At 36.4% G+C, this 24,196-nt stretch carries 13 protein-coding genes and 8 pseudogenes; 5 read left to right on the top strand and 16 right to left on the bottom strand.

Features of this window, described 5'->3' with window-relative positions; genetic code table 11:
- Positions 1 to 19 precede the first annotated feature (19 nt).
- Positions 20 to 922, top strand: a complete 903-nt coding sequence (locus MP622_RS04355) for an alpha/beta fold hydrolase (protein WP_243792701.1) — start codon at positions 20 to 22, stop codon at positions 920 to 922.
- A 174-nt stretch (positions 923 to 1,096) separates the two neighbouring features.
- Here MP622_RS04355 and MP622_RS04350 read toward each other — a convergent pair.
- The 3 genes and pseudogenes from MP622_RS04350 to MP622_RS04340 all read right to left on the bottom strand — a co-directional run.
- Positions 1,097 to 1,864 (bottom strand): annotated as a pseudogene (locus tag MP622_RS04350) (LLM class flavin-dependent oxidoreductase); the annotation flags it as partial.
- Between the two features lie 53 nt (positions 1,865 to 1,917).
- Positions 1,918 to 2,157 carry a sensor histidine kinase gene (locus tag MP622_RS04345; RefSeq protein WP_044737976.1) on the bottom strand — a complete coding sequence of 80 codons (240 nt, stop codon included), beginning with the start codon at positions 2,155 to 2,157 and terminating at the stop codon, positions 1,918 to 1,920.
- 166 nt (positions 2,158 to 2,323) lie between these two features.
- Complete coding sequence (locus MP622_RS04340; protein WP_243792700.1) at positions 2,324 to 3,892, bottom strand: MFS transporter; 1,569 nt, start codon at positions 3,890 to 3,892, stop codon at positions 2,324 to 2,326.
- A gap of 135 nt (positions 3,893 to 4,027) precedes the next feature.
- Between MP622_RS04340 and MP622_RS04335 the strand changes: the two genes are divergently transcribed.
- Positions 4,028 to 4,930 carry a LysR family transcriptional regulator gene (locus MP622_RS04335; RefSeq protein ID WP_243792699.1) on the top strand — a complete coding sequence of 301 codons (903 nt, stop codon included), beginning with the start codon at positions 4,028 to 4,030 and terminating at the stop codon, positions 4,928 to 4,930.
- 163 nt (positions 4,931 to 5,093) lie between these two features.
- On the opposite strand, the pseudogene MP622_RS04330 reads toward MP622_RS04335, so the two are convergent.
- Positions 5,094 to 5,300 (bottom strand): annotated as a pseudogene (locus tag MP622_RS04330) (transposase); the annotation flags it as partial.
- A 90-nt stretch (positions 5,301 to 5,390) separates the two neighbouring features.
- On the opposite strand from MP622_RS04330, the pseudogene MP622_RS04325 reads away from it, so the two are divergent.
- A pseudogene (locus tag MP622_RS04325) lies at positions 5,391 to 6,277 on the top strand (IS982 family transposase).
- Positions 6,278 to 6,312: 35 nt separating this feature from the next.
- Here the strand turns inward: MP622_RS04325 and MP622_RS04320 are convergent.
- The 10 genes and pseudogenes from MP622_RS04320 to MP622_RS04275 form a co-directional block, all read right to left on the bottom strand.
- Complete coding sequence (locus MP622_RS04320) at positions 6,313 to 6,705, bottom strand: hypothetical protein (RefSeq protein WP_243792698.1); 393 nt, start codon at positions 6,703 to 6,705, stop codon at positions 6,313 to 6,315.
- A gap of 1,248 nt (positions 6,706 to 7,953) precedes the next feature.
- On the bottom strand, positions 7,954 to 8,610 hold the full coding sequence (locus tag MP622_RS04315) for a hypothetical protein (protein WP_243792697.1): 657 nt from the start codon (positions 8,608 to 8,610) through the stop codon (positions 7,954 to 7,956).
- Between the two features lie 221 nt (positions 8,611 to 8,831).
- A pseudogene (locus MP622_RS04310) lies at positions 8,832 to 9,155 on the bottom strand (hypothetical protein); the annotation flags it as partial.
- 181 nt (positions 9,156 to 9,336) lie between these two features.
- A complete protein-coding gene (locus tag MP622_RS04305; protein ID WP_243792696.1) occupies positions 9,337 to 9,735 on the bottom strand; it encodes a hypothetical protein in 399 nt (132 codons plus the stop codon).
- Positions 9,735 to 10,703: pseudogene (locus MP622_RS04300) on the bottom strand (RHS repeat-associated core domain-containing protein); the annotation flags it as partial. The pseudogene MP622_RS04300 and the gene MP622_RS04305, both read right to left, overlap by 1 nt.
- A 305-nt stretch (positions 10,704 to 11,008) precedes the next feature.
- Positions 11,009 to 11,347: pseudogene (locus tag MP622_RS04295) on the bottom strand (hypothetical protein); the annotation flags it as partial.
- Between the two features lie 177 nt (positions 11,348 to 11,524).
- A complete protein-coding gene (locus tag MP622_RS04290) occupies positions 11,525 to 11,869 on the bottom strand; it encodes a hypothetical protein (RefSeq protein WP_243792695.1) in 345 nt (114 codons plus the stop codon).
- A gap of 35 nt (positions 11,870 to 11,904) precedes the next feature.
- The gene (locus MP622_RS04285; protein WP_005111383.1) at positions 11,905 to 12,300 is read right to left on the bottom strand and encodes a hypothetical protein; all 396 of its coding nucleotides are present in this window, start codon (positions 12,298 to 12,300) and stop codon (positions 11,905 to 11,907) included.
- Entirely contained in the window at positions 12,288 to 17,069 is a 4,782-nt protein-coding gene (locus MP622_RS04280) for an RHS repeat-associated core domain-containing protein (RefSeq protein WP_243792694.1), read from the bottom strand. Before MP622_RS04280 ends, MP622_RS04285 begins: the two co-directional genes overlap by 13 nt.
- 7 nt (positions 17,070 to 17,076) lie before the next feature.
- Entirely contained in the window at positions 17,077 to 20,106 is a 3,030-nt protein-coding gene (locus MP622_RS04275; protein WP_243792693.1) for a type VI secretion system Vgr family protein, read from the bottom strand.
- A gap of 116 nt (positions 20,107 to 20,222) precedes the next feature.
- On the opposite strand from MP622_RS04275, the pseudogene MP622_RS04270 reads away from it, so the two are divergent.
- Positions 20,223 to 20,412: pseudogene (locus tag MP622_RS04270) on the top strand (transposase); the annotation flags it as partial.
- Positions 20,413 to 20,422: 10 nt separating this feature from the next.
- Here MP622_RS04270 and MP622_RS04265 read toward each other — a convergent pair.
- A pseudogene (locus MP622_RS04265) lies at positions 20,423 to 20,590 on the bottom strand (IS982 family transposase); the annotation flags it as partial.
- A gap of 309 nt (positions 20,591 to 20,899) precedes the next feature.
- Between MP622_RS04265 and mutS the strand changes: the two are divergent.
- Positions 20,900 to 23,536, top strand: a complete 2,637-nt coding sequence (mutS, locus tag MP622_RS04260; protein WP_243792692.1) for a DNA mismatch repair protein MutS — start codon at positions 20,900 to 20,902, stop codon at positions 23,534 to 23,536.
- Positions 23,537 to 23,595: 59 nt separating this feature from the next.
- Here the strand turns inward: mutS and MP622_RS04255 are convergent, their stop codons facing one another.
- Positions 23,596 to 24,189: a GNAT family protein gene (locus MP622_RS04255; protein WP_016166503.1), complete on the bottom strand. Its 594-nt coding sequence runs from the start codon at positions 24,187 to 24,189 to the stop codon at positions 23,596 to 23,598.
- Positions 24,190 to 24,196 lie beyond the last annotated feature (7 nt).

Raw genomic sequence — 24,196 nt, 5'->3', positions numbered from 1 at the left:
CAAAAAATGGAAAATAATGATGAAAACTTCACAACTCAATTTTATCAGTCAAGGCACACGTTGCACGGGCACACTCCAGTTACCTGAATGTAATCGTAAAGCCCCCGTGATTATCATGGCGCAAGGCTTTGGTCTGATTAAAGAAGTGGGGCTCCCCCAATTTGCTGAACGCTTTGTTGCACAAGGCTATGCTGTATTTTCTTTTGATTATCGAGGTTTTGGCGAAAGTGAAGGCCACCCACGTCATTGGGTCAGTCCAAAACGTCATTTAGAAGACTGGAAAGCGGCATTAGACTTTATCAGAACACTGACCACAGTGGATACCCAACAAGTAATTCTGTGGGGCTATTCATTTTCTGGCGGACATGCGATTCAAACTGCTGCCGCTGATGGTCAAGTGAAAGCCGTTATTTTACAAGCTCCCCATGTCGATGGCCGATCAAGTTTAAAAGGTGTGCCATTTTCTAAGCTGGCAAAACTAAGCCTAGCAGGATTCATGGATCTATTTGGTGGCTTGGTTAATAAACCAGTTTATCGTCCGATTATTGGTCGTGAAAACGATATTGCTGCTATGACGGCTCCCGAGGCGTGGGACGGATATCTATCTCAAATCCCAGAGAATGCCAATTGGGAAAACAAAACCCGTGCACGTATTTTCTTAGAAGTTGCAAATTACAATCCAACTCGTTTTGTGCATAAATTGACGATGTCTACTTTGGTAATTTCAGGACAGCGCGATAGTATTATTCCCGAAGCATTGATTCGTAAAGCTGTGCAGAAAATGCCGAATGCTCAATACTTCATGCTGAACAGAAACCATTTTGAATTCTGCGAAGGTGATGTTTTTGAAAAGAACATTGCATTACAGCTCGAATTTTTAAAAGAAAATGTTCCTACTCATTCAATTGCAGCAGTGGCTTAAAAGAGAGGCTTCACGCCTCTCTTTTTTCTAAATTCGTACCACAAATCATACTGACCCTGTTACTGTTTCAATGTTCATAGCGCAAATTTTTTTCAAATTATAAATACCTCAACGCGCCTTTGATTGTTCATCATGCTTAAAAATAAATTTGGTTTTATATGATTGAGTTCGATTCTAGGCAATACGATAGTTTGACTCTTCTGGAATACGTTGCAATCCCTGACGTTGCTTTTTAAAGTATGGAAGAACGTGTTCACCAAGACGGTATGACTCTTCAAGATGTGGATAGCCAGCAAGAAAGAATAACTCTATGCCAATACTATTGTATTCTTCAATACGCTCAATAATCTGTTGGTAGCTGCCTACCAAAGCAACAACGGGTGGCACACCAATATATCCAAATCCAGACCAAACATTTGGATGGATAAAAAAGTCACTGACATTTTTACTGCCATCTTTTTCGGCATACTCTTTTTCAAAGCTTAATACCCGCGCTGAGCGTAAACCCGCATGGGCTGCCGCCGCGTGTAAACGTTGCTTTTCAGCAGCTTCATCAAGAAAGCGCTGTGCTTCAGCCAATGCTTCTTGTTCAGTACGGCGAGCAATGGTATCGATCGATAGACCAAATTTTATATTTTCACGACCATATTTTTTTGCACGACTACGTACGTCTGCAATAAATGCGGCAATTTCTGCTGGTTTTTCAGCTCGCATTAAATAATAGTCGGCATGTTTTGCTCCAAACTCGCGAGCAGCTTCCGAAGAACCTGCTGTGCAAATAATGGGAAGGCTTGCTTTAAGTGGATATTTTAAACCACCGCCTTCTACCAAATAGTACTTTCCTTTATAGTGAAATGAAGGATTATTCCAATATCCTTTTACAACATCTAGAAACTCTGTAGCATACGCATAACGTTCATCATGTGGTAAGTCATCGCCTAACCCAATCTATAATTTTTAAAATTACTCCTCAGCCCTTTAAATAGTGCCATTATTTACTTCTGATGGTTAAATTCAATCCTAACCATTTGGCCACCAACAACATTTGTCCGACGTAACTCAACTTTTCCGTGATATAAATCGACAATTTGCTTAACAATCGATAAGCCGAGGCTACTGTCAATAATGACACTGTTCTGATTCACCCTATAAAATCTTTGGAAAATCAGAGGTGTTTGTACTTCATCCAAACCAATTTCATTATCCTCAATCTGTACAAAATGGCTTTGTTGCATAAAGCCTTTAAAGATAGAACATTTCTAAGTCACTCAAATTTAAGTGATAACTTGGGTATGAGGTCTGCTTAATTCTGCAAAAAGAAGCACTTTTGCTCAGCTATTTACACTATTACTGTATCTCATACCGATATATCCAAAGACTGACTAATCAATGGAATTACCGTCATATCGTGTCTGACTTTGATTCAATATGCTCATTGTCTGAATAACCGCAATTCGTATGCGATGTGCGATTCAGGAAGAAGAAGGCAATAACAGCAGACAAGAGAGTAATGACGATCAAAACATGAGTCAGACTCTGGAACGCATTGGTATAACTCGAAAGAAGAAGGTTATGACTCATCTCCGGCAACATTACAGATGCAGAAGAGAGATCGCCTACAGCAATATGCTGTGACGCTTCCGTGATTCGCAAAGCTGTAACAGAGCTCGCACTATTTGATAATAAAAACTGTAGCCTCATGCTAGCGAAAGTCGACAGCAAAGCTATGGTAATGGCCAGCGCAATACCCTCGCTCGCAACTCGCGTGGTATTAAAAATACCAGTCGCCATCCCTGCCCTTTCTATAGGCACGACACTGATTGCAAGCTCGTCCATGAGTCCCCACGGCATACCAGCGCCAATCCCAATAAGTAACATTGCAATGATGACGGCATACCCAGAGTGACCATCGTTGATCAAGCCAAGCAAATAAAGCCCAATGGCAGCGATTAAAAAACCAATTCCGCACAGAACACTGGCTGAAATCCAGCGTGTCAACGAAGCAACCAGCATGGGGATCACGAGCAATGGTGCCGATAAAGCCAGCATCAACTGACCTGCTTCGATTTCAGAATAGCCACCAACGCCAATAAAGCGCAGCGGTAATAGTACAATCAACACGATATAGCAATAACAAGTTCCGATAGGCAGCATCTGCACGCCTATAAAACGTGGATAACGAAACAAACTGAGATCAAGCATTGGTTTCGTCACCCGTAGTTCAATTAAAATAAAGATGACCGACAAAACCAATGAGGCAATCAATAAAGTCATCACCTTTGGACTCATCCAGCCACTTTCAGGCACCTCAATGACACTAAATGTGAAAAGCGTCAAGGCCCCTGTAAAGGTCAGCATCCCTAACCAGTCGAATTCTGTCGCATCGGGATCGCGTGTTTCACGCATTTGTGACATTCCCAAAATCAGTGCCACAGTACCAATGCCTGCAATTGCAAAGAAAATTGACGGCCAACCAAATATATCAATCAATGCACCGGCCATTAGAGGACCGAAAGCAAGGCCTACCCCAAAGCTTGTGCCCAGCATACTGAAAGCGCGTGTACGCGCATGTCCCTCGAACTCCTGTGCCAGCGCAGATGAACCACCAGACAGCGATGCCGCTGCAGCGGCTCCCTGTATGGCACGTAATACATCAAGCCATGCTACAGTCGAGCACACGCTTAAAACCAGCGAAGTAATAATGAATAATGCCATACCCAGAATAAACATCCGTTTCCGACCAAATTTATCGGCCAAGGCCCCAGCGGCCATTAACAGACTGCCAAAACTTAACATAAAAGCGTTGGTGATCCATGTAAGGGCTGTGGCACTACCGCCCAAAGTATGGCCAATCATAGGCGTTGCAACTACTCCTCCGGTAAAGCTCAATGGCAGGACTACCGCAGCAAGGCAGATCGAAACCAGAATGAGCACTTTGCTGCGGTCAGTGGTGAAAGTCGCATTTGTCATGGAAATACCTATTTTGAAAAGGATGGATTCAGTGAATGGATTGCTATGATGAGTATAAATTCGACTTAATATTAGATAAATACGATATAATTCCACTTATAATGGAATAAAATTCTATAATTAATCGGGTATTTCATGGATAACTTTAATGGAATTGTCTACTTCGTAAAAACAGCTGAAGCACTCAGCTTTGTCGGCGCTGCCCGCGCACTCGGTGTTTCAGCATCTGCTGTGGGTAAAAGTATTGCTAAGCTTGAACAAACAATGGGAGTACGATTGTTTCAGCGCAGCACGCGCAAAGTTAATTTGACTGCTGAAGGTGAGATGTTCTATCAGCGTTGTCGATCAATCTTGGACGATCTCGACGAAGCACAGGCCATGCTGTCGCATGCCATTCAGACACCACGCGGTAAGCTACGATTAAGCTTGCCGACTATCGGTTACCACTTCTTACTTCCTGAGCTACCTGAATTTCGCCGACTTTATCCAGAAATTGAGCTAGACATTGATTTTAATGACCAACTTGTCGATGTCATCAAGGAAGGTTTTGATATCGTCATACGTAGTGGAGATCTGCCAGATTCTAAACTGATGTCGCAGCGGCTAGGAACGTGTCGCCACGTATTGTGTGCAGCGCCTGCATATCTGGCACATAGGGGCATCCCACGCACACCTGTTGAATTGGAACAGCATGACTGCATACGTTATCGCTTTCCAAATACTGGGAAGCTCATGGCATGGACGATGTCAGCCGATCCCCTCTGGTCACAACTACGGTTAAATACCATCTTAACGTTTAACAACATGGAGGCTGTATTGACTGCTACGATTGATGGGCACGGGATTGCTTACATGCCTGATTTCTTGGTGCATAAAGCTTTCGACGAGGGAAAGCTTCAAATTGTATTGAATAATGCCGAACGGGAACTCGTTCAGTTCTGGGCATTATGGCCGTCAAACCGTCATCTTTCTCCCAAAATCAGGGCTTTTGTGGATTTTATTTCAAAGAAGTTGTTTAGACTAAACTGGCTTTGTTGAACAAAGATTTAAAAATTAAGATTTCCTATATCTACTCAAATTTACATGGCAATTTGGGTGTGAGCTCGGCCTAATTCCGTAAATTCATTTAAGACTTGAGCAGCATTGCTACGCAAGGTGCATGCATCTCATTGACTTGGCTTTGAAAGTTTCTCGCACTGATCCATTCACCTTCACTTAAAAACTTTAAGCCAGTGGAGTCGACGAGTAGATGAAGACCATCACTACTTTTTTGATAGCTAATCGCAATATCAATATGCTTTTGTTTTCTGCAAAGGGTAGAATAATCCAGAGCGGTCCAGTTCAAACCAGATCGTTTAATGAGACTTTGAACAAAGCCAGTAACCATCCTTAAAGAAAGTCTAAATAACCCAAATCGCGGATAATCAATTAACTTGAAAAAGAGAAGGACTAGAGCCATCAGTTGAGTTACCACACCAAACTCACAACTCTAGTCCTTATGATTGATAGTACCCAATTATTCTGCATAATTGATGATTTCTTTCTAAAATTTGAATCTATCTATTGGAATTTCTTAAAGCAGAACCTTCGATGCTCAAGAGTTCGCCCTGCTCAGCTCAGTATTTCTGAAATTACCTTTATTGCAATTTGGTATAAGTGCTCTCATTTCAATAATTTCAAAGCATTCTTTACAGCGTTAAAATATAATAATAGCCATCTATTTAAACATCTACCGTGTTATCAACGCATGATTCATCTGATGAATACACATCAACTGGCTTTGCATGCCCTACATTTTGCTTTGATCAAAGATCAGCAAAGCAATTATTTTTGGATTGATTCAACCGTATTACCTGTCTGTAAAAATCAGCGAATACAACGTCATAAGTCTTTATCGGCTATTGCAACACGTGGAAAAAGCTCAATGGGTTGGTTCTTTGGCTGTAAGCTGCATTTGCTGATGAATCAATCAGGTGGAATAGTAAATACGATTTTATCCAATGGGCATACAGCAGATATCAAAATGGTGGAGCAACTCGTCAAAGGAATGACTGCCAAATTGTATGCTGATCGTGGCTATATTAGTCATGAGCTTAAGCGCAGGCTTAAATATCAAGGTATTGATTTGATGACCTATCATCGTAAAAACATGCAAGCGATTAAATTATCAAAAGCTGATAACTACCACATAAAACAACGCAATAAAATAGAAACATTATTCAGCTTGTTAAAAGGGACATACAACTTAGTCACAAGCAAAGCACGGAGTATTAGAGGTTATTTAGCTGGTATTTATGCATCTTTATGTGCTTATCAAATTTATGTGCTTATCAAATATGTCATCAAAAAAAGCCAATGATTCGTATTATAGAAACATCGGCTTAAGCAGGATTCAGGTTAATTTAAAATATAATTATTAATTAATCTTCAAAAAAAATATACTGATCTTTAAATCCATATTTAAATTTAATATATTTCAATGCAGAGACATAACTAAATTGGCTCAACTTATTTACTAATTCAAGCACATCCTTAATATTAAAGTTATTATCAATAATATACACATCTGCTTGATTTAAACTATATATTTCCAAAAAAATACCAATATCTGTATTTCGGATATTAAAACACAGTAAATCTGTTAAATCCATTTCCTGAATTACTATAACTTCTTTATCCATTAAATTTCCACTATTTATATAAGGATTTAACTTAACTCCATCCTCCTTATTAAAATCTGAATCTGATAAAATAGAATAAAATTTATTAGATTTAGTTTGAAATTTATATTTTCTCCAGAGCTTATTTTTCATTAATATCCTTTCCCATCTACAATCAAATATTTTTTATACAATAAATTTGTATTTACTGCCCTATCTAAATTAATTAAATTTTAATCAAAAACACATAGAACATGTTAAAACTATTAACACAAGCTCTATATATTTTCCTCTCAATATTTATCAGTTTCTCGCAATCAAAAACATCAATCTCTTAATATTTTCTCTAAGTTACTCCTCCTTACTAAATCTTCTAAAAAATTATTAATTTGATAGCTTTCATTTTGAATAATTCCATTTAAATTAAGCGATAAAAATGGTAAAAAATATTAATTAGCCCTAATAAATTAAAAAATATTTTCTACATCAAACTCAATAAAATCTAAAATTTTATTTTTTCACTTGAGTTAGCTAAACTTAAACAAAGTTCATATTCAAAACTAACACATTCAGCACCTAAATATTATTATATATAATATTTGATATATTCTCCTTTAAGCTCTTTATATCCCCACACTCTTTTTCAATTATAGGTGATTTCCAATTCATATCTTTTATTAATACAACTCTAAAAAAACCATCCACCTCTAGATCCGGATACCATCCAACATCTAATATTTTATTATTAAAAGAAATTTGTAATAAATCTTCAGATAAATCAAAAACTGTATCTTCATTTATTTCAAAATTATCATCAATCCAAGAAATGGAGTCATGACTAACAACTCCATTTTAATATCAATATTCCACCAAATATTCATTATAACCTCTTTTGATATTTATTGTGTGTATCTTTTTATATTGGATGACCATGTATTATCCCTTACGAGCACTCAATACATATATACTCTGTTTCTTTTCCACTATTAGTTCCAATTATATCGGATGACTTATATACTTTCCATGTTGAATTCTTACCTGCACCCGCATTTACTTTAGTACCATTAGCCCAAGCTACTCGATCAAGTGCCTGAATATTAATACCAGATTTATATTTAGCAGCATTATCATTTTTATACTATTTACTATCTACTTCCAACTTAATTTATTTTGTGATACATGCTTATTTCCATGATTACTCCATCCAATATTTATTGAATTCTCACATAGGACTGATTAAAAAGGCATGATCACAACAATAGAACCATACCTCATGCTCCATTTTAGAAACCCATAAAATTGGATAATAGGTTTATAATAGACCATTGCATATACCTTTTATCAAATTAAAAATAATTACAAATATTATTTTTAATATGAAAGAGATATCTACTAAATTGGTCACACAAATTTATTCACCTCATCTTCGCTCAAAAACATAAAACTAAAATCATCAGAATCTCTCCATTGAGCCAAACTAAGGTCAAAAATATTTATATCTTGATATTTATTTTTTTCAATTTCTTCTTTAACGAACTCACTGATAAAAAAAGTATCTTGAGCAGAATCCACATTATCAATTTTCAATATATTAACATCTAAATTATTTAAAAAATCTGCCTTCTCTAAAACTAAAAAATCATTATCCAATCTATAAATTGACTTATTTAAATCTAAGACATTTTTAAAATAAAAAATTTGATTAAATCTAAAAATATAATAATTTTTGTTATTTATTTTTCCAAACTCTCTCAACACCTCAACCCTTATAAAATCAAAATTAATATATTTCCCAAAAATATTTTTAAAAACTTCATCAACAACATATATATTTTCGTTTATATTTCCAATACTTATTTCTATTTTTTTACTTTTTAAGATAAGTACACCTTCGATAGGTAAATCACAGTTTTTGCTAGTTTTATAACTATACCACGGTAAAAATCCACATTCGATACTTTGGCTAGCTTGCTCTTTATTCATATATAGAACAGCATCATCCACAAGTGAAATTGGACAAAGACTACTTTGCGTCGCACTTAAAACAAAATACTTCATATTTATTTAACCCCAATCCAATTTAATTAACCAATTAATTTCTAAATAATTATTAATTTTTAGTATTCCAAGAAATTCATTTTGAATTTAAATTTATTAACAATAACAACAAATTTTCTGCTCACTAGGTAAATATAAGGTTTATCATTATCTCTAGCAATAAAAAAGCCATCTACTACAAGATCATTTTTTATAAAGTAATCTTCTTCTAATAAATTATTTTTTCTTTTAATATACATGGCATAAATATCTGCTTCTTGATTTCTTACATAACATCGATAGAAATCACATTCGTCTACAAGAACTTCCTTCATTTCATTAAAAAATCTTTTTGAAAAAATTAGAATTCCTGAAGATGAATAATAAAAATCCGTCTCAAATATTTCATTCAATTGATCAGAAAAAAGATTGTCATAATCTAAATTTATTCTAGGATTTTTTAAAAATTGATTACTTAAGTCAAATTTAAAATAGTCAACAATAATTTCTTGCTTCCCTTTCAAATCAAAAGAAAAATCTCTATCAATATACTCAGAAGAATAAATTTTATAAAATTACATCAACCAGCCTTTTAAAATACTTTATTTTAAATAGCACTTAAAAAGTACTATTTAAATTTTCAAACTATTCGGGCAATTTAACCATATGTCATAATAATATACAATTTCATTATAAAAATTATCACACTCAAACTAACTAATCATTTTATATGATAGTTCCAACACATCAATTCAACAAAAATATTGACAACTCTTCCTCATGATAGTTTTCAATAACCCATTTTTTATTTCCGCCAATAATCCAAAAATCCCAATCCTCATCAAAAATATTTTCTAAATTTTCTAATACAAACTTAATATCACAAAGAATTGAATATTTATTTAAATTTGACCAGAATACATGGACTTCCTCATGAATCGGCTTCTTCATTAAATATTTCCGTATCATATTCAGCAAGGATTCTCTATCATCCTGAACTATTAATTCCACCTTATCTGTCTCTTTATCTATTACTCCGTAGTTTAAAACATCCAAACCTAAACTTTTAATTGTATTTTCTAAATCAATTGAACTTAATGAAACTCTATTTAATAGAGTTTCATTAAGAAATGAAGGGATGATCATTAAGTATTCCTTTTTAAAAGAGTTACAAATGTTTTTTCATTACCTGGGAATTTTATAGCATAGCGCTTTCCACAAATACCTTTACCTACATCTACATTAATATGAGGGCCTTTAAGTGGATCATAATCCAATCTATATCGAACGTATTCTTTTTTTGCAGCACTAATCCCATAAAATCCAACCTTTTTCCCTTTTCCTTGACCTAGACTACCAATCTGTTCCTGTCGCGTACCTGGGACTAAAGGGCCAATTAACTGTAATGCACGAGTTCGTGCAGCTTCAAATGATCTAAAATTTTCAACTATTTCTGGTTCCCTTTTAGGGACATTACAATCTTTTTTTGGGGATAACCCTAACTGATCAATCCAATTATTAGGATTCGGCGCATATTCATAAACATTAACCCAATTGGATCTTTACTGACAAACCTACCTACATACGGCGAATAATATCGATAGCGATTGTAATGTAATCCTGTCTCTTCATCAAAATACTGTCCTTGAAAACGGATATTATTTGAAATAGTTTCACTGTTTTCGAAGAAATTCGACTTGGCTTTCTCTGCTTTACACTCACCCCAAGCTTTATATTCAGCTTTCCAAATAATTGCACCTGTATGGTCAGTCATTTCTTGCGGCGTACCTAAGTGGTCACAGTGATAGAACCATACATCATCAAATTCTTTAGCCTGTTTTTCAGTTTTCCAAAGCGGGTCACGGTGTATGTTATAAGGTCTATCTGACCAATCTGGAGTTTGGTGTAATTCTATTGGACTTAAATAAACAGCCTGTAGCATTGGTACAAAACTGTCTTTCATAGATGTAATGCTTGGTCAGTTCCTCTGTGGACTCATAAGCAAGCGTATCGCCATCCCATCCATAAATAATGTTCTGCTCTTGACCTGTATGGTGATGTTTACTCCGCTTTTGAATACGGCGGCCTAATGCATCATAGCGATATTCTGCCGTATTTTATATTCTAAACCTTATTGCCCACATATAACCCTCTGTCAACTATTCTAAACATCCCATGTTGCCAAAAATAAAAAATCTTCAGGTCTAATAATGAATTAATAATTTAAATAATTAACTCACTATTAAAAATTATTAATTCTAGTATTCCAAGAAATTCATTTTGAATTTAAATTTATTAACAATATCTATAAATTTTTTCTCACTACGTAGATATATGGTTTATCAGTATCTCTAACAATAAAAAAGTCATCTATTACAAGATCATTTTTTATAAAGTCATCTTCATCTAATAAATTATTTTTTCTTTTAACATACATGGCGTAAATATCTGCTTCTTGATTTCTTACATAACATTGATAGAAATCACATTCGTCTGCAAGAACTTCCTTCATTTCATTAAAAAATCTTTTTGAAAAAAGTAAAACTCCTGAAGATGAATAATAAAAATCTGTCTCCAATATTTCATTCAATTGATCAGAAAAAATATTGTCAAAATCTAAATTTATTATAGGTTTTTTTAAAAATTGATTACTTAAGTCAAATTTAAAATAATCAACAATAATTTCTTGCTTCCCTTTCAAATCAAAAGAAAAATCTCGATCAATATACTCAGACGGATAAATTGTATAAAAGCTCACAAAACCTACAAATTAGTTAAAAAAGTTATGAATATTTCAACTATATATTAAAAACACACCTAATAATTATTTAAGTTTTAAAAGCATTAGCCAGACTAATACTTTTAAAACTTTATCTATTAATTATTTAAAAATTCAATTTTGATTTTTTCAAAATTTTCAATAGGAATAACTACTTTAAAACTTCCTATAACTTAAAAAAAATTTAAATTTACTTTCTCTCAAACCATATCCAATGCTATTACCTTCTCTCACATCATACATAAAATCACCAAAATCTGCAGAAGGAATATAAACTCCATTTTTTACATTTAGTGTGTCTTTTATATTTTCAATAGATAAAAAACATATACCATCACTTTTACTCGAAAAACTACTAAAAAAGTTTTGAAAAGGAAAAGTGATACGAATAGTTTTATCAAAATTACCATGAGCTATAGTCAACATAATTTCATCTTGACCACAACTCAAATCCAATAACTTTGAATCATCACTGTTTTCAATTATTTCTAATAAACTCACAGATTTAAATGAAACTCTATACAACCTATTTCTAATTAAGTTACATTCCTATCATTTACAGTTGGTAAAAAAGAATAACCTTTCGCATATATTTCAAAGCAGTGATCATATGTCCATAAAAGATAGAGATTCAAACCATTCTTGTCATAATTTGTATAGTCTAAATTTGAATTGGATTTATGTGAATAAATATGCTCAAAATCATCATATTGAAACATTTTAAAATTATTCACATTTGTAAAAACAATTGATAACAACTCAGAAGATTTAAAACTTTTACCCTTTTCATCTTTTTTAATCTGACTAAATGTTAAATCAACTTCCAAGTTATTGCCTTGTGGATTAAATTTAAACTCATTTAACCAAAAATCAGTGCGAGATGAAAGAATCCCAAATTTTGTATGAATTGGTAAAAAATTTAATTGTGACATATAGTTTTTCCTGCATCATTTGTTGAGAATCGACGTAAAGTGGCTTCTTGCTGTATTTCTTCAGGAGTAGCCCATCGTGTATTTACGCCAGTTTTTGACTGTTTTGCAGCGGCTAACCTTCTATTGTCGAGTGAATACACCATATTGCTTTTGGCACCTTGTTCCAATAACTTTGCCTGAACATTCTGTGGAAGATCTTTAAATCTCACCAATCTAATCGGTTCGACTTTAGCGGCATAAGACGGATCCGCTGCCAATCTATGCGCCAGACCATTCACATTACCTCCATCTCCAAAACATGGGCTATAGCCATTTTGACTATATCGAATTGTCTTAGGTGATTTTATTCGTTCTAATCCTAAAGGATCAACCCAGCCGACAGGACTCGGTGCATAAACATAAATATTAGAGCCACCCAACAATCCAATCGGGTCCTTACTAATAAACCGCCCTACATACGGCGAATAATAGCGATAACGGTTGTAATGAAGCCCCGTTTCGCCATCAAAATACTGACCTTGGAAACGGATATTATTTGAAATAATTTCACTGTTTTCGAAGAAATTCGACTTAGCTTTCTCTGTTTTACACTCACCCCAAGCTTTATATTCGGCTTTCCAAATAATTGCACCTGTATGGTCGGTCATTTCCTGCGGCGTACCTAAGTGGTCACAGTGATAGAACCATACATCATCAAAGCCTTTACTTTGCTTGGTGATTTTCCATAGTGGATCACGATGTACACTATATGGTTTATCTGACCAATCAGGTGTTTGATGTAATTCAATAGGGCTTTGATAGACAGCTTGTAGCATTGGTATAAAGCTGTCTTTTTCGTAAATGTAATGCTTGGTGACTTGTTCTGTCGATTCATAAGCCAATGTGTCACCATCCCATCCATAGATGATGTTATGTTCAGCACCTGTATAGTAGTGCTTACTAAGTTTTTGAATCCGACGACCTAAAGCGTCATAACGATAAACAGTTGTATATTGAGCATTATGGCTATGTACTAATCTCCCTGATGCGTCCCATTCTAAAATTAAATCACCTTGACTTGATTTTTGCCGAGTGAGCTGACCATAAGCATCATACTGATATTGCTGATCAAGATACTCTTGAACCACGTTATTAACAAGTCGATTATAACCATAGCGTTTTTCTTCAACTGTTTGAGAATCGCTTTGGTTTTTATTTTTATTATATTGATCGATAATGTTATTTGCTGGGTCAAAATCAAACGTTTCTTTGCCTAATTTACCATTCGCCTCTAGCAATCTGCCTACAGGATCATACTTATAACTGATACTTCCTCTTTGAGTATCCTTAATATCTGTTAACTGTCCTGTTCTATCATACTTGTATAAACGCTGGACTAGTTTTTGCGAATCTTTAAGTGCATTATTTTGTTGTTTAATCGATGACTGATAGCCAAACTCATGATCACGAATAACTTGCTGCTGAATTAATCGCCCCATTACATCATAATGTTGCTCTTGACTGATCCCATTAGCATAGTGACGGATGCTTTCTCTGTGTAGATCATCTCTTTCAAAACTGACAATGTCTTGACCATTGACAATCAAACTTTGTGCATGAGCGCTTCCATAGGTAAGCCAATCTATATTTTGACCATCGGGACGTATTGTTTTAATCCGATCATTAATTTCGTCGTAGCCATGTTTCCAAACGGCAGTAGTTTTAGCTATAAAATCTTCATGATGTTCAATGTTCAAATTTCCGACAGGGTCATAAAAGAATTTCAGTTGACTTTCAGCGTTCTTCGCTAAAATAAGCCTCCCATGTGAATCATATGCAAACTCTTCAATTAATTGTTGTTCTAATTCATGTTCGATTGATCCAAAACCGATTTTACGTTGCTCTAGTCGTCCATTAATGTCAAATTCGAATAGCTGAACTCTATCTTTACCTGAAACCACTTTTTCTACTGTACTTACCAACTCACCAGTTGAATAACGATAATTATATTCGGTATTTTTTCCATCAAAATCTATTTCTTTAACTAAACGACCAACTTTGTCATAAAAAAACTCATATTTTGCTCCATTCTCATTAAATAAATTTTTCAACCGACCAAGTAAATCCCATTCATATTTCAATTTATGATTATTAGCATCAATTTTTTCAACAATAAGCCCTGCTTCATTATATTTGTATTGAGTAACTTGATTATTTGAATCTTCAAAAACCAATACACGCCCTTCTGCATCATGTATATATTTTACAACCGTGCCATCTGGAGATTTTATAGTTTCTAATTGACCATTTGCATTGCGTAATAAACTACTATCTTCATGATTTTCGACTGAGTAAAAATATTCAGTTTTATGACCTAAAGCATTTTCACTGCAAACTAATCTTCCATCATTATCATATACCCATTTACTCGACTTACCTGAGCAATCCGTAAATTCCACAAGATTTCCAGCACTATCATACTGTAAGGTTTTAACTCCATTTTTTGCATCAGTAATACTTATTGGCAAACCGGATTCATTGTAGTTGTATTTTATCTCTCGTTTAAGCGGATCAATTTCTTTTATTATGTTTCCTTTTTGATCATATTCTCGGAACCATCGACCACCATTCGCATCAGAAATTGCAACTGGTTGGTTTTTTTCATCGTATGCAATCACGATTATCGAGCCATCTGGTTGAATCTTTTTAACTAAATTTCCAGATTCATCATATTCAAAACAAGTTACTGCACCGTTAGGTTCAAAATGCTTAGTAATTCTTTTTGCATGGTCGCGGTAAAACCACTCCTCTAAGCCTGACGCATATTCAATTGATGTCGTGTATCCATCAATGTCATAATTGTGGACCGTTTCTGCTCCTGTAATATCTTTTACAGTTGTAGATCTAAAACGATTTGACCAAGTTAAAGTAACCTCAAAGCTCCCATCATCTGCCCACTCTCTAAAAGCTCTAGAAAGATACGAAGTACCATCCCAAGCTAAATTCATTCCACGTCCAGTTAAATCTGAATAATAAGTAATTAAATGGTTTGAATATTTATATCGATGAGATGCTCCATATTCATTTATCGCTTCCGTTAAATTTCCATTAATGTCATATTGATATTCAGCTAGTTTTTTAAATAATTGATTATCTTTAATTAACCATAACTTATTTATTAATCCATTTTTACTCAATTCACAAGCAATATGGAATAACTCCTTATCACCTTGCTTAAGCACTATATCTGAGATTAAGGTTTTATCATAACCAGCTTTATTTTTTATTTTATGGTCATAACATATTCCTAAAGAAAATCCCTTCGGATATTGAATAGCACTTAAACGGAATCTTTTTAAATCCTTTTCAAAATAATAAACTGTTTCATCTCTACGAATTATTACTATAGTATTTTCATCAATCATTTTGATTGAAAAATTTTCAATTTCCAGATGATATTTCTGCCCAATTTTCATATCAGGTAAATTTATAGATCGCGCATTTTCATCAATAAATTGCCACTTATTTTTATTCTTATGATGTTGAACAATTTGTATAGTCCATGGCAACACCCATCTTGAACCAAACTCACTTTCATCAAGCTGAACTAAATTTGAAGCATATTTTCGACTAACATTTATGCCTAATATATTGTTTAATCGCGCATCTAAATGCTCAATAGACTCATAACCTAGTGCAAAGTTAATACTAGAACCTGTATCTACAGGTGCAGGACAATTCAAGCATGAATTTGGAGTTGTATCTTCATGTGTTTTTTTCTGCCCTGGAACAACCTCACTAGGGTTTTGCCCGTGTTGATTATGGGCTTGCCCCGTTTGATTTGCAGGAACATTCCCACCTTTTCTTTTACTTTTTCTTCCGGCTAAACCAGCTGCAAATACTTCAACATACCACGCAATACTTTCGGCATTTTTAGCGTCCCCCATAAACTTTACTTTGTTTATTAATTCAGTTTTCAATTTATTTAATTTTGGTAATTGTTCACGTAAAATTTGTTTTATGTCTTCTGGTAATGCAATTTGCCATGTTGATTTAAATGTATTAACACTAAAGTTTTTATAATAGCTTCCTAAATATTTAAAAAAATTACGCACTGGCTTTTTAGGTTCATACCAACCAGCTATGTCTTTTTCCATATCTGCATTTATATTTTTTACAAAATCACTTGCTGGTTTATTGGCGATATCATCAATACCTTGTATTAATCCTGAAATTAGCTCATCACCTTTTTTTGCAACTTCATCTAACCATGTCGGTAATTTTACTTTTGCCTCGTTTACAAAGCCTTCTAAATTTCCAGCTGCAAAAAACCAAAGATCATTTTCAATTAGATTAAAAATAATTTCAGGTAAATCAACCTCATTTTTATTTAGGCTACTTTTAGCTAATACTTTTTTTTGCTTTTGAACTGCTTTAGAAACTTTCCCTATAGTGACTCTAAATGGGGCTATTGCAGATCCCATCGCGGGTACGATACCTAAAATAGAAATACATAACAAAACCCAATCTAAATTTTCTACTTCAAAATCTCTTTCAATAAAATCAACCATTACTGATACAGTACTAGCTGCTGCAATAACATTACCAACGACAGGTACAACACTAGCAACTGTTTCAAGTCTGTCTAACGTTATATATCCATCACTAATTTTCCTTAACCAAGCATCGAAATCATTTGCAAGATTTACCCCATCCTCTTCAATAGCTTCAGCAGTTACAACGATTGTTGCTAATTGAACAGGTTCATTATTATTTTCAATATCACTCATGTCTAGCTTATCCTCTAAAATTCATTAAATTCGGTAATGCTAAATTATTGTTGTTTTTAATCTGTGAATTTGATAATTCTTGAAATAATTGAATAGCACTAGTTCCATTTATATTCTTCATTTTTTTAATTTCATTTTTCATTTGAGTAGGATTTTGTAAGAGCTCTTTAAATTGAGTGTTAATAGTCTTTTGTAATCCTTTAGCCACATTATTTAGCCCCTCTGATGCTTTCTTTTTAACATCAAATTTAAGTTGATTATTAAATTCACTAGCAGGATCAAATGGATTTCTTTCATCTTTATCAAAAAGTATCTGTACACGCCCTGTCGCTAAACCTGAAACCAAAGCATACCCTTCTTTATTTAATTTCCCAGTAAATGTCTTACCTAATGAATCTACAACTGTGTAGTTAGACATAACACCCTGAGATAGTTCATATTTATTAAAAAGCTCTAAATTCCCAATTGTTTTTTTAGGTGGTGGCGGCAGATTAGATTTAGCACTAACACTTGCCCCAGATGTAAACACATGCTGCCCCGCCTTTACTTCAAACTTTCCACCCGTTTTGGGGAAAATTCCAGAATTATTCAGTGCAATCTGCGATGAACCACCTGTAATCAATACTTCTTTTGGGCTACTGATTTCAATGCGATCATCCGTCGAAGAAATTGTTATGCCTAGCTTGGCAAATACATCTAAAGCATCTGACTGTGCCTGAATCTCGACTTTACTCTGCGCTGCAATAGCTTTAATGCCACCTTGAGCAGCAAATAAACTGAGTTTGTTTTGCGCGTGTGCAATCAAATTCTTTTGCGTACTTAAGTTGATGCTATCGCCTGCAATTTGATTGATCTGCGAATCTGCGGAGATATGAATATCTTCAGGAGTACTTAAGGCAATCCCATCTGGTGAGTTTAATAAAAGCAAGGCTTTATTAAATTTAGCAATTTTTTGCTCTAACTGTTGTGCAAATTCTTTGAGTTGTTCAACCGATTCGATTTCATCCGTCTTTTGGTTTTTGGCAATATCACTCAAGGCTTTACTGTTGGTCTGACTACCCTCAAGTTGCTTTTTGGCAAGCTCTGAATCAAGGTGATCACCTTTTGCTTGGTCTTGTTTGTAAGTTGAGATGAGTAGGCCTTGTCCTGCACGTACTGCTCCCCATTGGTCAGTCCTTAATTCAAATCCTTCACCACGGTCTTCACTTTCTTCGGTGGCTTTGGGATGACTCAGTTTACCTAAATTGAGTTGACTTGCCGCATGGCTGCTTTGCAACTGGGCACTAATTTGACCCGTGGTATCGTCAAATCTCAGTTGGTTAAATCCGCCCCCATCGACTTCTTTAGAACGGATACCACTGAGCTTTTTGGTATCAGGCAGTTGTCCTGCATTATCGAATTTTGTAGGAGAACGCTGTGCTTCATGAAGACGTCCCACCACGAAAGGACGATCTATGTCTCCTTGAAAGAAGTCAATGACTACAATTTCCCCAATTCGTGGCAAGAAACGTGCCCCGTAGCCTTCACCTGCCCATGGGGTTAATACATCCACCCAAGCAGAGTCCGTATCGTTATCATTGCTGCCCGCACCACCATCATGTGTATGGTCTTCATTTCTTGTGAATAAAAAGCGAACTTTGATGCGCCCCCATTCATCGACATGGATTTCTTCACCATTCGGTCCAACCACCTGAGCACGTTGCGGGTAGGCAGCTGGGCGATGCTGCTCGGGATGATAAGCGGGGACAGTTTTAATATGTCGACGTTGTAAGCTCAGCAGATTGCCTTGGCGCTGTTCACTTGCAATGCTGCTCAGTGTAGACGTGAATTGCCAGTGACTTTGTTGGAGAAGTTGCTCCAATTGCTGGTTTAAATCTTTAGGTAGGTTATTTTGGCTATAAAAGGTTTTTTCGGTAATGAGAAATTCTTTGTCTACACCACTGTGTTGATTAATTTCAGGATGATCTTGCAGTTCAAACCAGTAACCCACATGAGCATCTCGCACCGTAGACTGTGCACAGAAATGCTTGGCTTGTGCATTGTAGTAGTCCGATAGCTGCTGGTTAAATTGTTCTAGTTGTGGATTGCCCGATGCTGTTGCACCATCCTCCCCATTCAGGTCTTGCATCCATGCGGGTGAAAAATGCCATGATTGCTCTAGCCCTAAACTTGCAACATCATATTGCTCACTCTGCTGATGTTTGCTTTGCACGCTGCCTGCACCATCATCTTGTGTCAGTGCATCAGCTTGCCAGCGCTGAACATGCACTGCTGTGGGCTGTAACTGGCGTTGTGCCTGCCAATCGATAATGCTATCTGCGGCTTGAACAGCACTACTCTGATGAAAGCGGATAAAACGTCGTGGCAGGGCTTGGTAGTGCTGGTTATCGTCAATTAAGCGTAGCTTTTGTGCTTGAATCGGTTGGTGAATTTGGGCAAGCAGTGTTTGTGCTTCATCAATCAGCCAACTCATCCCTTCACTTCTGAGTAGACGTGTCAGAAAGTCATAATCACTTTCATTGCTTTGCATGATGAAAGGTCGAATGTCGTACTCTCGGCTCAGCCCTGCTAAATCAAGGCTCAGGCTTGCCGCAAATAGCGGACTTTTTTGTTGCCACTCTTGGAACAGTATGTTGACCACATCCACCACATTTTTATTCATAAACACACGACTGTTACGGCGTTGTTTCCATAATGTGGTCGGGTCTTCAAGTGTGAGGCGATATAAGGTCAGTGCACCATCGCTTGCTCCAGCTTGAGCTTGGGTGATGATGCCTGTGATACGGCTCAATTGGCCTGTGTCAGTCACTTGGTCTATAGCGACCTGACAGCCAATAAACTGTTTTAGTGGAATAAATGCATGTGTCGACAAGCAAATTAAACTGGCGGTTAAGCCTTGATTTAAGCCATGCGTCCCGTCTATTCGCTGTAAATAGACCTGCTGATTCAGCAACGCATTGGCAAACTGGATATGCAATACACGTTTTTGTGTAGTGAATCCCAGCTGTTCTAAAGCAGCATAAATATGATTCAACATAATGTTTTTAATAAATATAAAGTGGATGTCGTAATTATAAAGTTTGCCGTATAGTATAAAAATTTAGCGTTTTTGACCAGTGCTAGGCTGAATTTTATGGCACTTTATGACATAAATTGCGTACGATTACAGGCTTTATCCAGATAGGTTATGTGGTTTGACTTGGACAGCCCCAGATTACTCTAAACTTTGTATAAGACTAAAACATATTGATATTGCAATTAGCTATCAGAAAAGCAGTGATGGCTTCATCTACTCGTGGACTCTACTGGCTTGAGGTTTTTAGGTAAAAAGGAATGGAAACAGCTCTGTTGCATAATGCGAGTTGATGTAATTGAATAAAGTGAACCATGCGCTGGTAACAAGGTAAATGCTCAAATAAGTGGTTATTATTGTGCTTTAAGGCATCAAAGAATGCTTTGAAATTATTGAAATGAGAGCATTTGTACCACACAGTAATGAACACAATTTCAGAAAGGTGGAGTTAGTGCTGGATAATGACCTATAGTGATCGTTTTAAGCGAATTATCTATAGGCTACGATATCTCTATTTAAAACTTTTAACCCCTGTCTTACCACAGCCTAATTCCATTTCTCTTTTGTTCATTGACCTGAATTTGCTACCATACTCACCTGAGTCAGTAGAGAACTAACTCGCTCACTCCGCCAAGATCTTTTACATGTTTATAGATGGTCTTTTTCTACTTATAATGAAGTTTACAAATCATCATTTTTGTAGATTCTAAAATTTAACCCATATTTTATACGATTGAAACTTAAGGATTTCATATACATGAGCTTGCAAGACATCATAGCCAATATTGATTCACATACCCCTATGATGCAACAGTATTTAAAAGTCAAAATGCAGCATCCTCATGCCTTAATGTTTTATCGTATGGGCGATTTCTACGAACTTTTTTTTGACGATGCGCATAAAGCAGCCAAACTGCTCGGCATTACGCTTACCCACCGTGGTAAAACCAATGGTAACCCAATCCCAATGGCTGGCGTACCCTTTCATGCAGCAGAAGGTTATCTCGCACGTCTAGTCAAAAAAGGCGAAACTGTCGTGATTTGCGAACAAGTGGGCGAAGTCACAGGCAAAGGCCCTGTAGATCGTCAGGTGGTTCGTATTCTCACCCCTGGTACACTCACTGATGATGCCTTACTCAATAGTCATCAATCTTCGAATTTGGTTGCACTATGCTTACAGCAAAACCAAATTGGTATTGCCCTACTCGACTTAAGTGCAGGTATTTTTAAAGTCCAACAGCAGGATTTCAAGCTAGAACAATTGAGCATCGAACTGGCACGTCTTATGCCAAGTGAAATTCTAGTCGATGAAGATATTGTTGACCCCAACATTTTAGAACAAGTCAAAAAACAACTCGACTGTCCTGTGACTAAGCGCCCAAATGTGGACTTTAATTTAAATAATGCGCAAAAAACCTTGTGTGATCAGCTTGGGGTTTCAACGCTTTCTGGTTTTGGGATTGATCATTTGCCGTTGGCAAAAGCTGCGGCGGCCGCACTGATTCATTATGCCAAAGAAACACAAAAAACCGCATTGCCCCACATCCGAAGTATTCAGTTAGAACAAAGCAGTGACTTTATTGCACTTGATCCTGTGACACGTCGCAACTTAGAAATTGTGGATCCGTTATTCGAACATGGGACGTCATTATTTCAACTCATCAATGATTGCCAAACTGCTATGGGAAGTCGGTTATTAAGCCGAACCCTCATGCAACCACTACGCGATACAGCTCTACTTGATGCACGTCTTGACGCCATTCAAGCTTTTATTGATGGTTATCATGAAGCTCCTATTCGATTAGTCCTGAAAGAAATTGGGGACATTGAACGCGTGCTTAGCCGCGTTGCTCTAGGAAACGCGCGTCCACGCGACTTGGTACAACTGCGTCAGGCGAGCGCCCAGCTTCCATTTTTACGTCATGCTTTAAACCCAGTTGTGACCAATCAACAATCTCGATTGGTTCAACAGTTAAATGAGGAATTAGGTGATTTTAATGGTTTATACCAGCGCCTCCTCGCAGCAATCGTTGAAAATCCACCTGTGCTGTTACGTGATGGCAATGTCATAGCAGAAGGGTTTGACAGTGAACTGGATGAATTACGCAAAATACGTGACCATGCTGGGCAGTTCCTGATCGATTTAGAAATTAAAGAGCGTGAACAATCGGGTATTCCTACCCTGAAAATCGGCTATAACCGTGTCAGTGGCTATTACATAGAGTTAACTCGTGCTCAGGCAGAACAGGCACCCGAACACTATATTCGCCGTCAGACCCTCAAAAATACCGAACGCTATATCACGCCAGAACTGAAAAGTTTTGAAGATAAAGTGTTGTCCAGTGAATCTCGTGCTTTAGCGCGTGAAAAAATGCTATTTGAAATGCTTTTAGATGAGCTACGTCAAGACATTGCAAATTTACAAGTTATGAGTGCAGCCATCGCTCAAATTGATTTGCTCAGTAACTTTGCACATCAAGCCCGTTTAAGAAACTGGTCTCGACCCGAATTTAGCCCAGAAACGGGCATCAAAATTATGGCGGGTCGTCATCCTGTAGTCGAAGCATTAAGTAAAACAGCATTTACGCCGAATGACACCCATTTGGATTATGCACATCGCATGGCAATTATCACTGGTCCTAACATGGGTGGTAAATCGACCTTTATGCGTCAAACCGCATTAATTAGTTTACTGGCTTATTGTGGTAGTTTTGTCCCTGCGCAGTCCGCTACGTTAGGTCCGATTGACCGTATTTTTACCCGTATTGGTTCTGCCGATGATTTATCGACAGGCAAATCGACCTTTATGGTGGAAATGACCGAAACTTCGCAAATTCTGCATCATGCCACCAACCAATCTTTGGTGCTCATGGATGAAGTGGGTCGTGGAACCAGTACCTATGACGGCTTGTCCTTGGCTTGGGCTTGTGTTTTAGACCTAAGTAAACGAGTGAAATGCTTATGCTTGTTTGCCACCCATTACTTTGAACTGACTGAACTGAGTAAAGAATCGGGCATTTACAATTATCATGTCAGCGCCAAAGAACTGAATGGTAATTTGATTTTGCTGCATAAAGTACAACAAGGTCCTGCCAGTCAGAGTCATGGCCTACAAGTCGCAAAATTAGCGGGTATTCCTACGAATGTGATTAAAGAAGCGCAAAACCGTTTAAGAATTTTAGAGCGCCAACAGCAACAGCACGTCAATACGGCGGTACAACGTGATTTATTTGCACCTGCCGTGCAAGCAGAGCCTAATATTATTGAACGCGTTGTTGAAGTTGAAAAAGTCTCTCCAGCACTGCAAATTTTAAAAGCGTTAGATGTCGATAACCTAACTCCACGTGAAGCTTTACAGCATTTGTATCAACTGAAAGAACAATTAGAAAGTTAAGCTTTTAAAAAAAGGTCGGTTGAATATCACCGACCTTTTCATTTTGAGCATCACTTCACTCATCGAGATTGCTCAAGTTTCCACGTTAAGTTTTGTTGTACGGCAGGCCATTCATTTTTCAAAATACTGTATACATAGGTATCACGTAAAATATCATCCTGCACGATTTGATGGCTTCTTAACACGCCATCTAATTTCGCCCCTAAGCGTTCAATTGCAGCACGACTTTTCAAATTAAAAGACGATGTTCTGAACTCAACGGCAATACAGTTTAATATTTCAAATGCATGCTTAAGCAGTAATTGCTTCGCCTCTGTATTCACAGCACTCCGCTGAACAGATTGTCTATACCATGTTGAACCAATTTCCACGCGACGATGTTCAGCAACCACGTTCATATAGCTGGTCATGCCAAGGATCTGACCACTGTGCTGTTCAATCACCACAAAGGGCAACATACTTCCCCTCTGCTGCAACTCAAGTCGTCTTTTTATCTCGCTATGTATAAGTTCAGGTTTAGGAATAAAGGTATACCAAAGTTTCCAGAGTTCACCATCACACACAGCTTCTCTCAGTGCTAACTCATGCTCTAAACTTAAGGGTTCCAATTTAATGTTTTTACCCACCAAAGTGACTGGCTTTAACCACGACATGTTTCAT

The sequence above is a fragment of the Acinetobacter sp. PK01 genome (assembly GCF_022819285.1).
GTDB lineage: Bacteria > Pseudomonadota > Gammaproteobacteria > Pseudomonadales > Moraxellaceae > Acinetobacter > Acinetobacter tandoii.
This window is presented reverse-complemented; position numbering and strand designations above follow the sequence as displayed.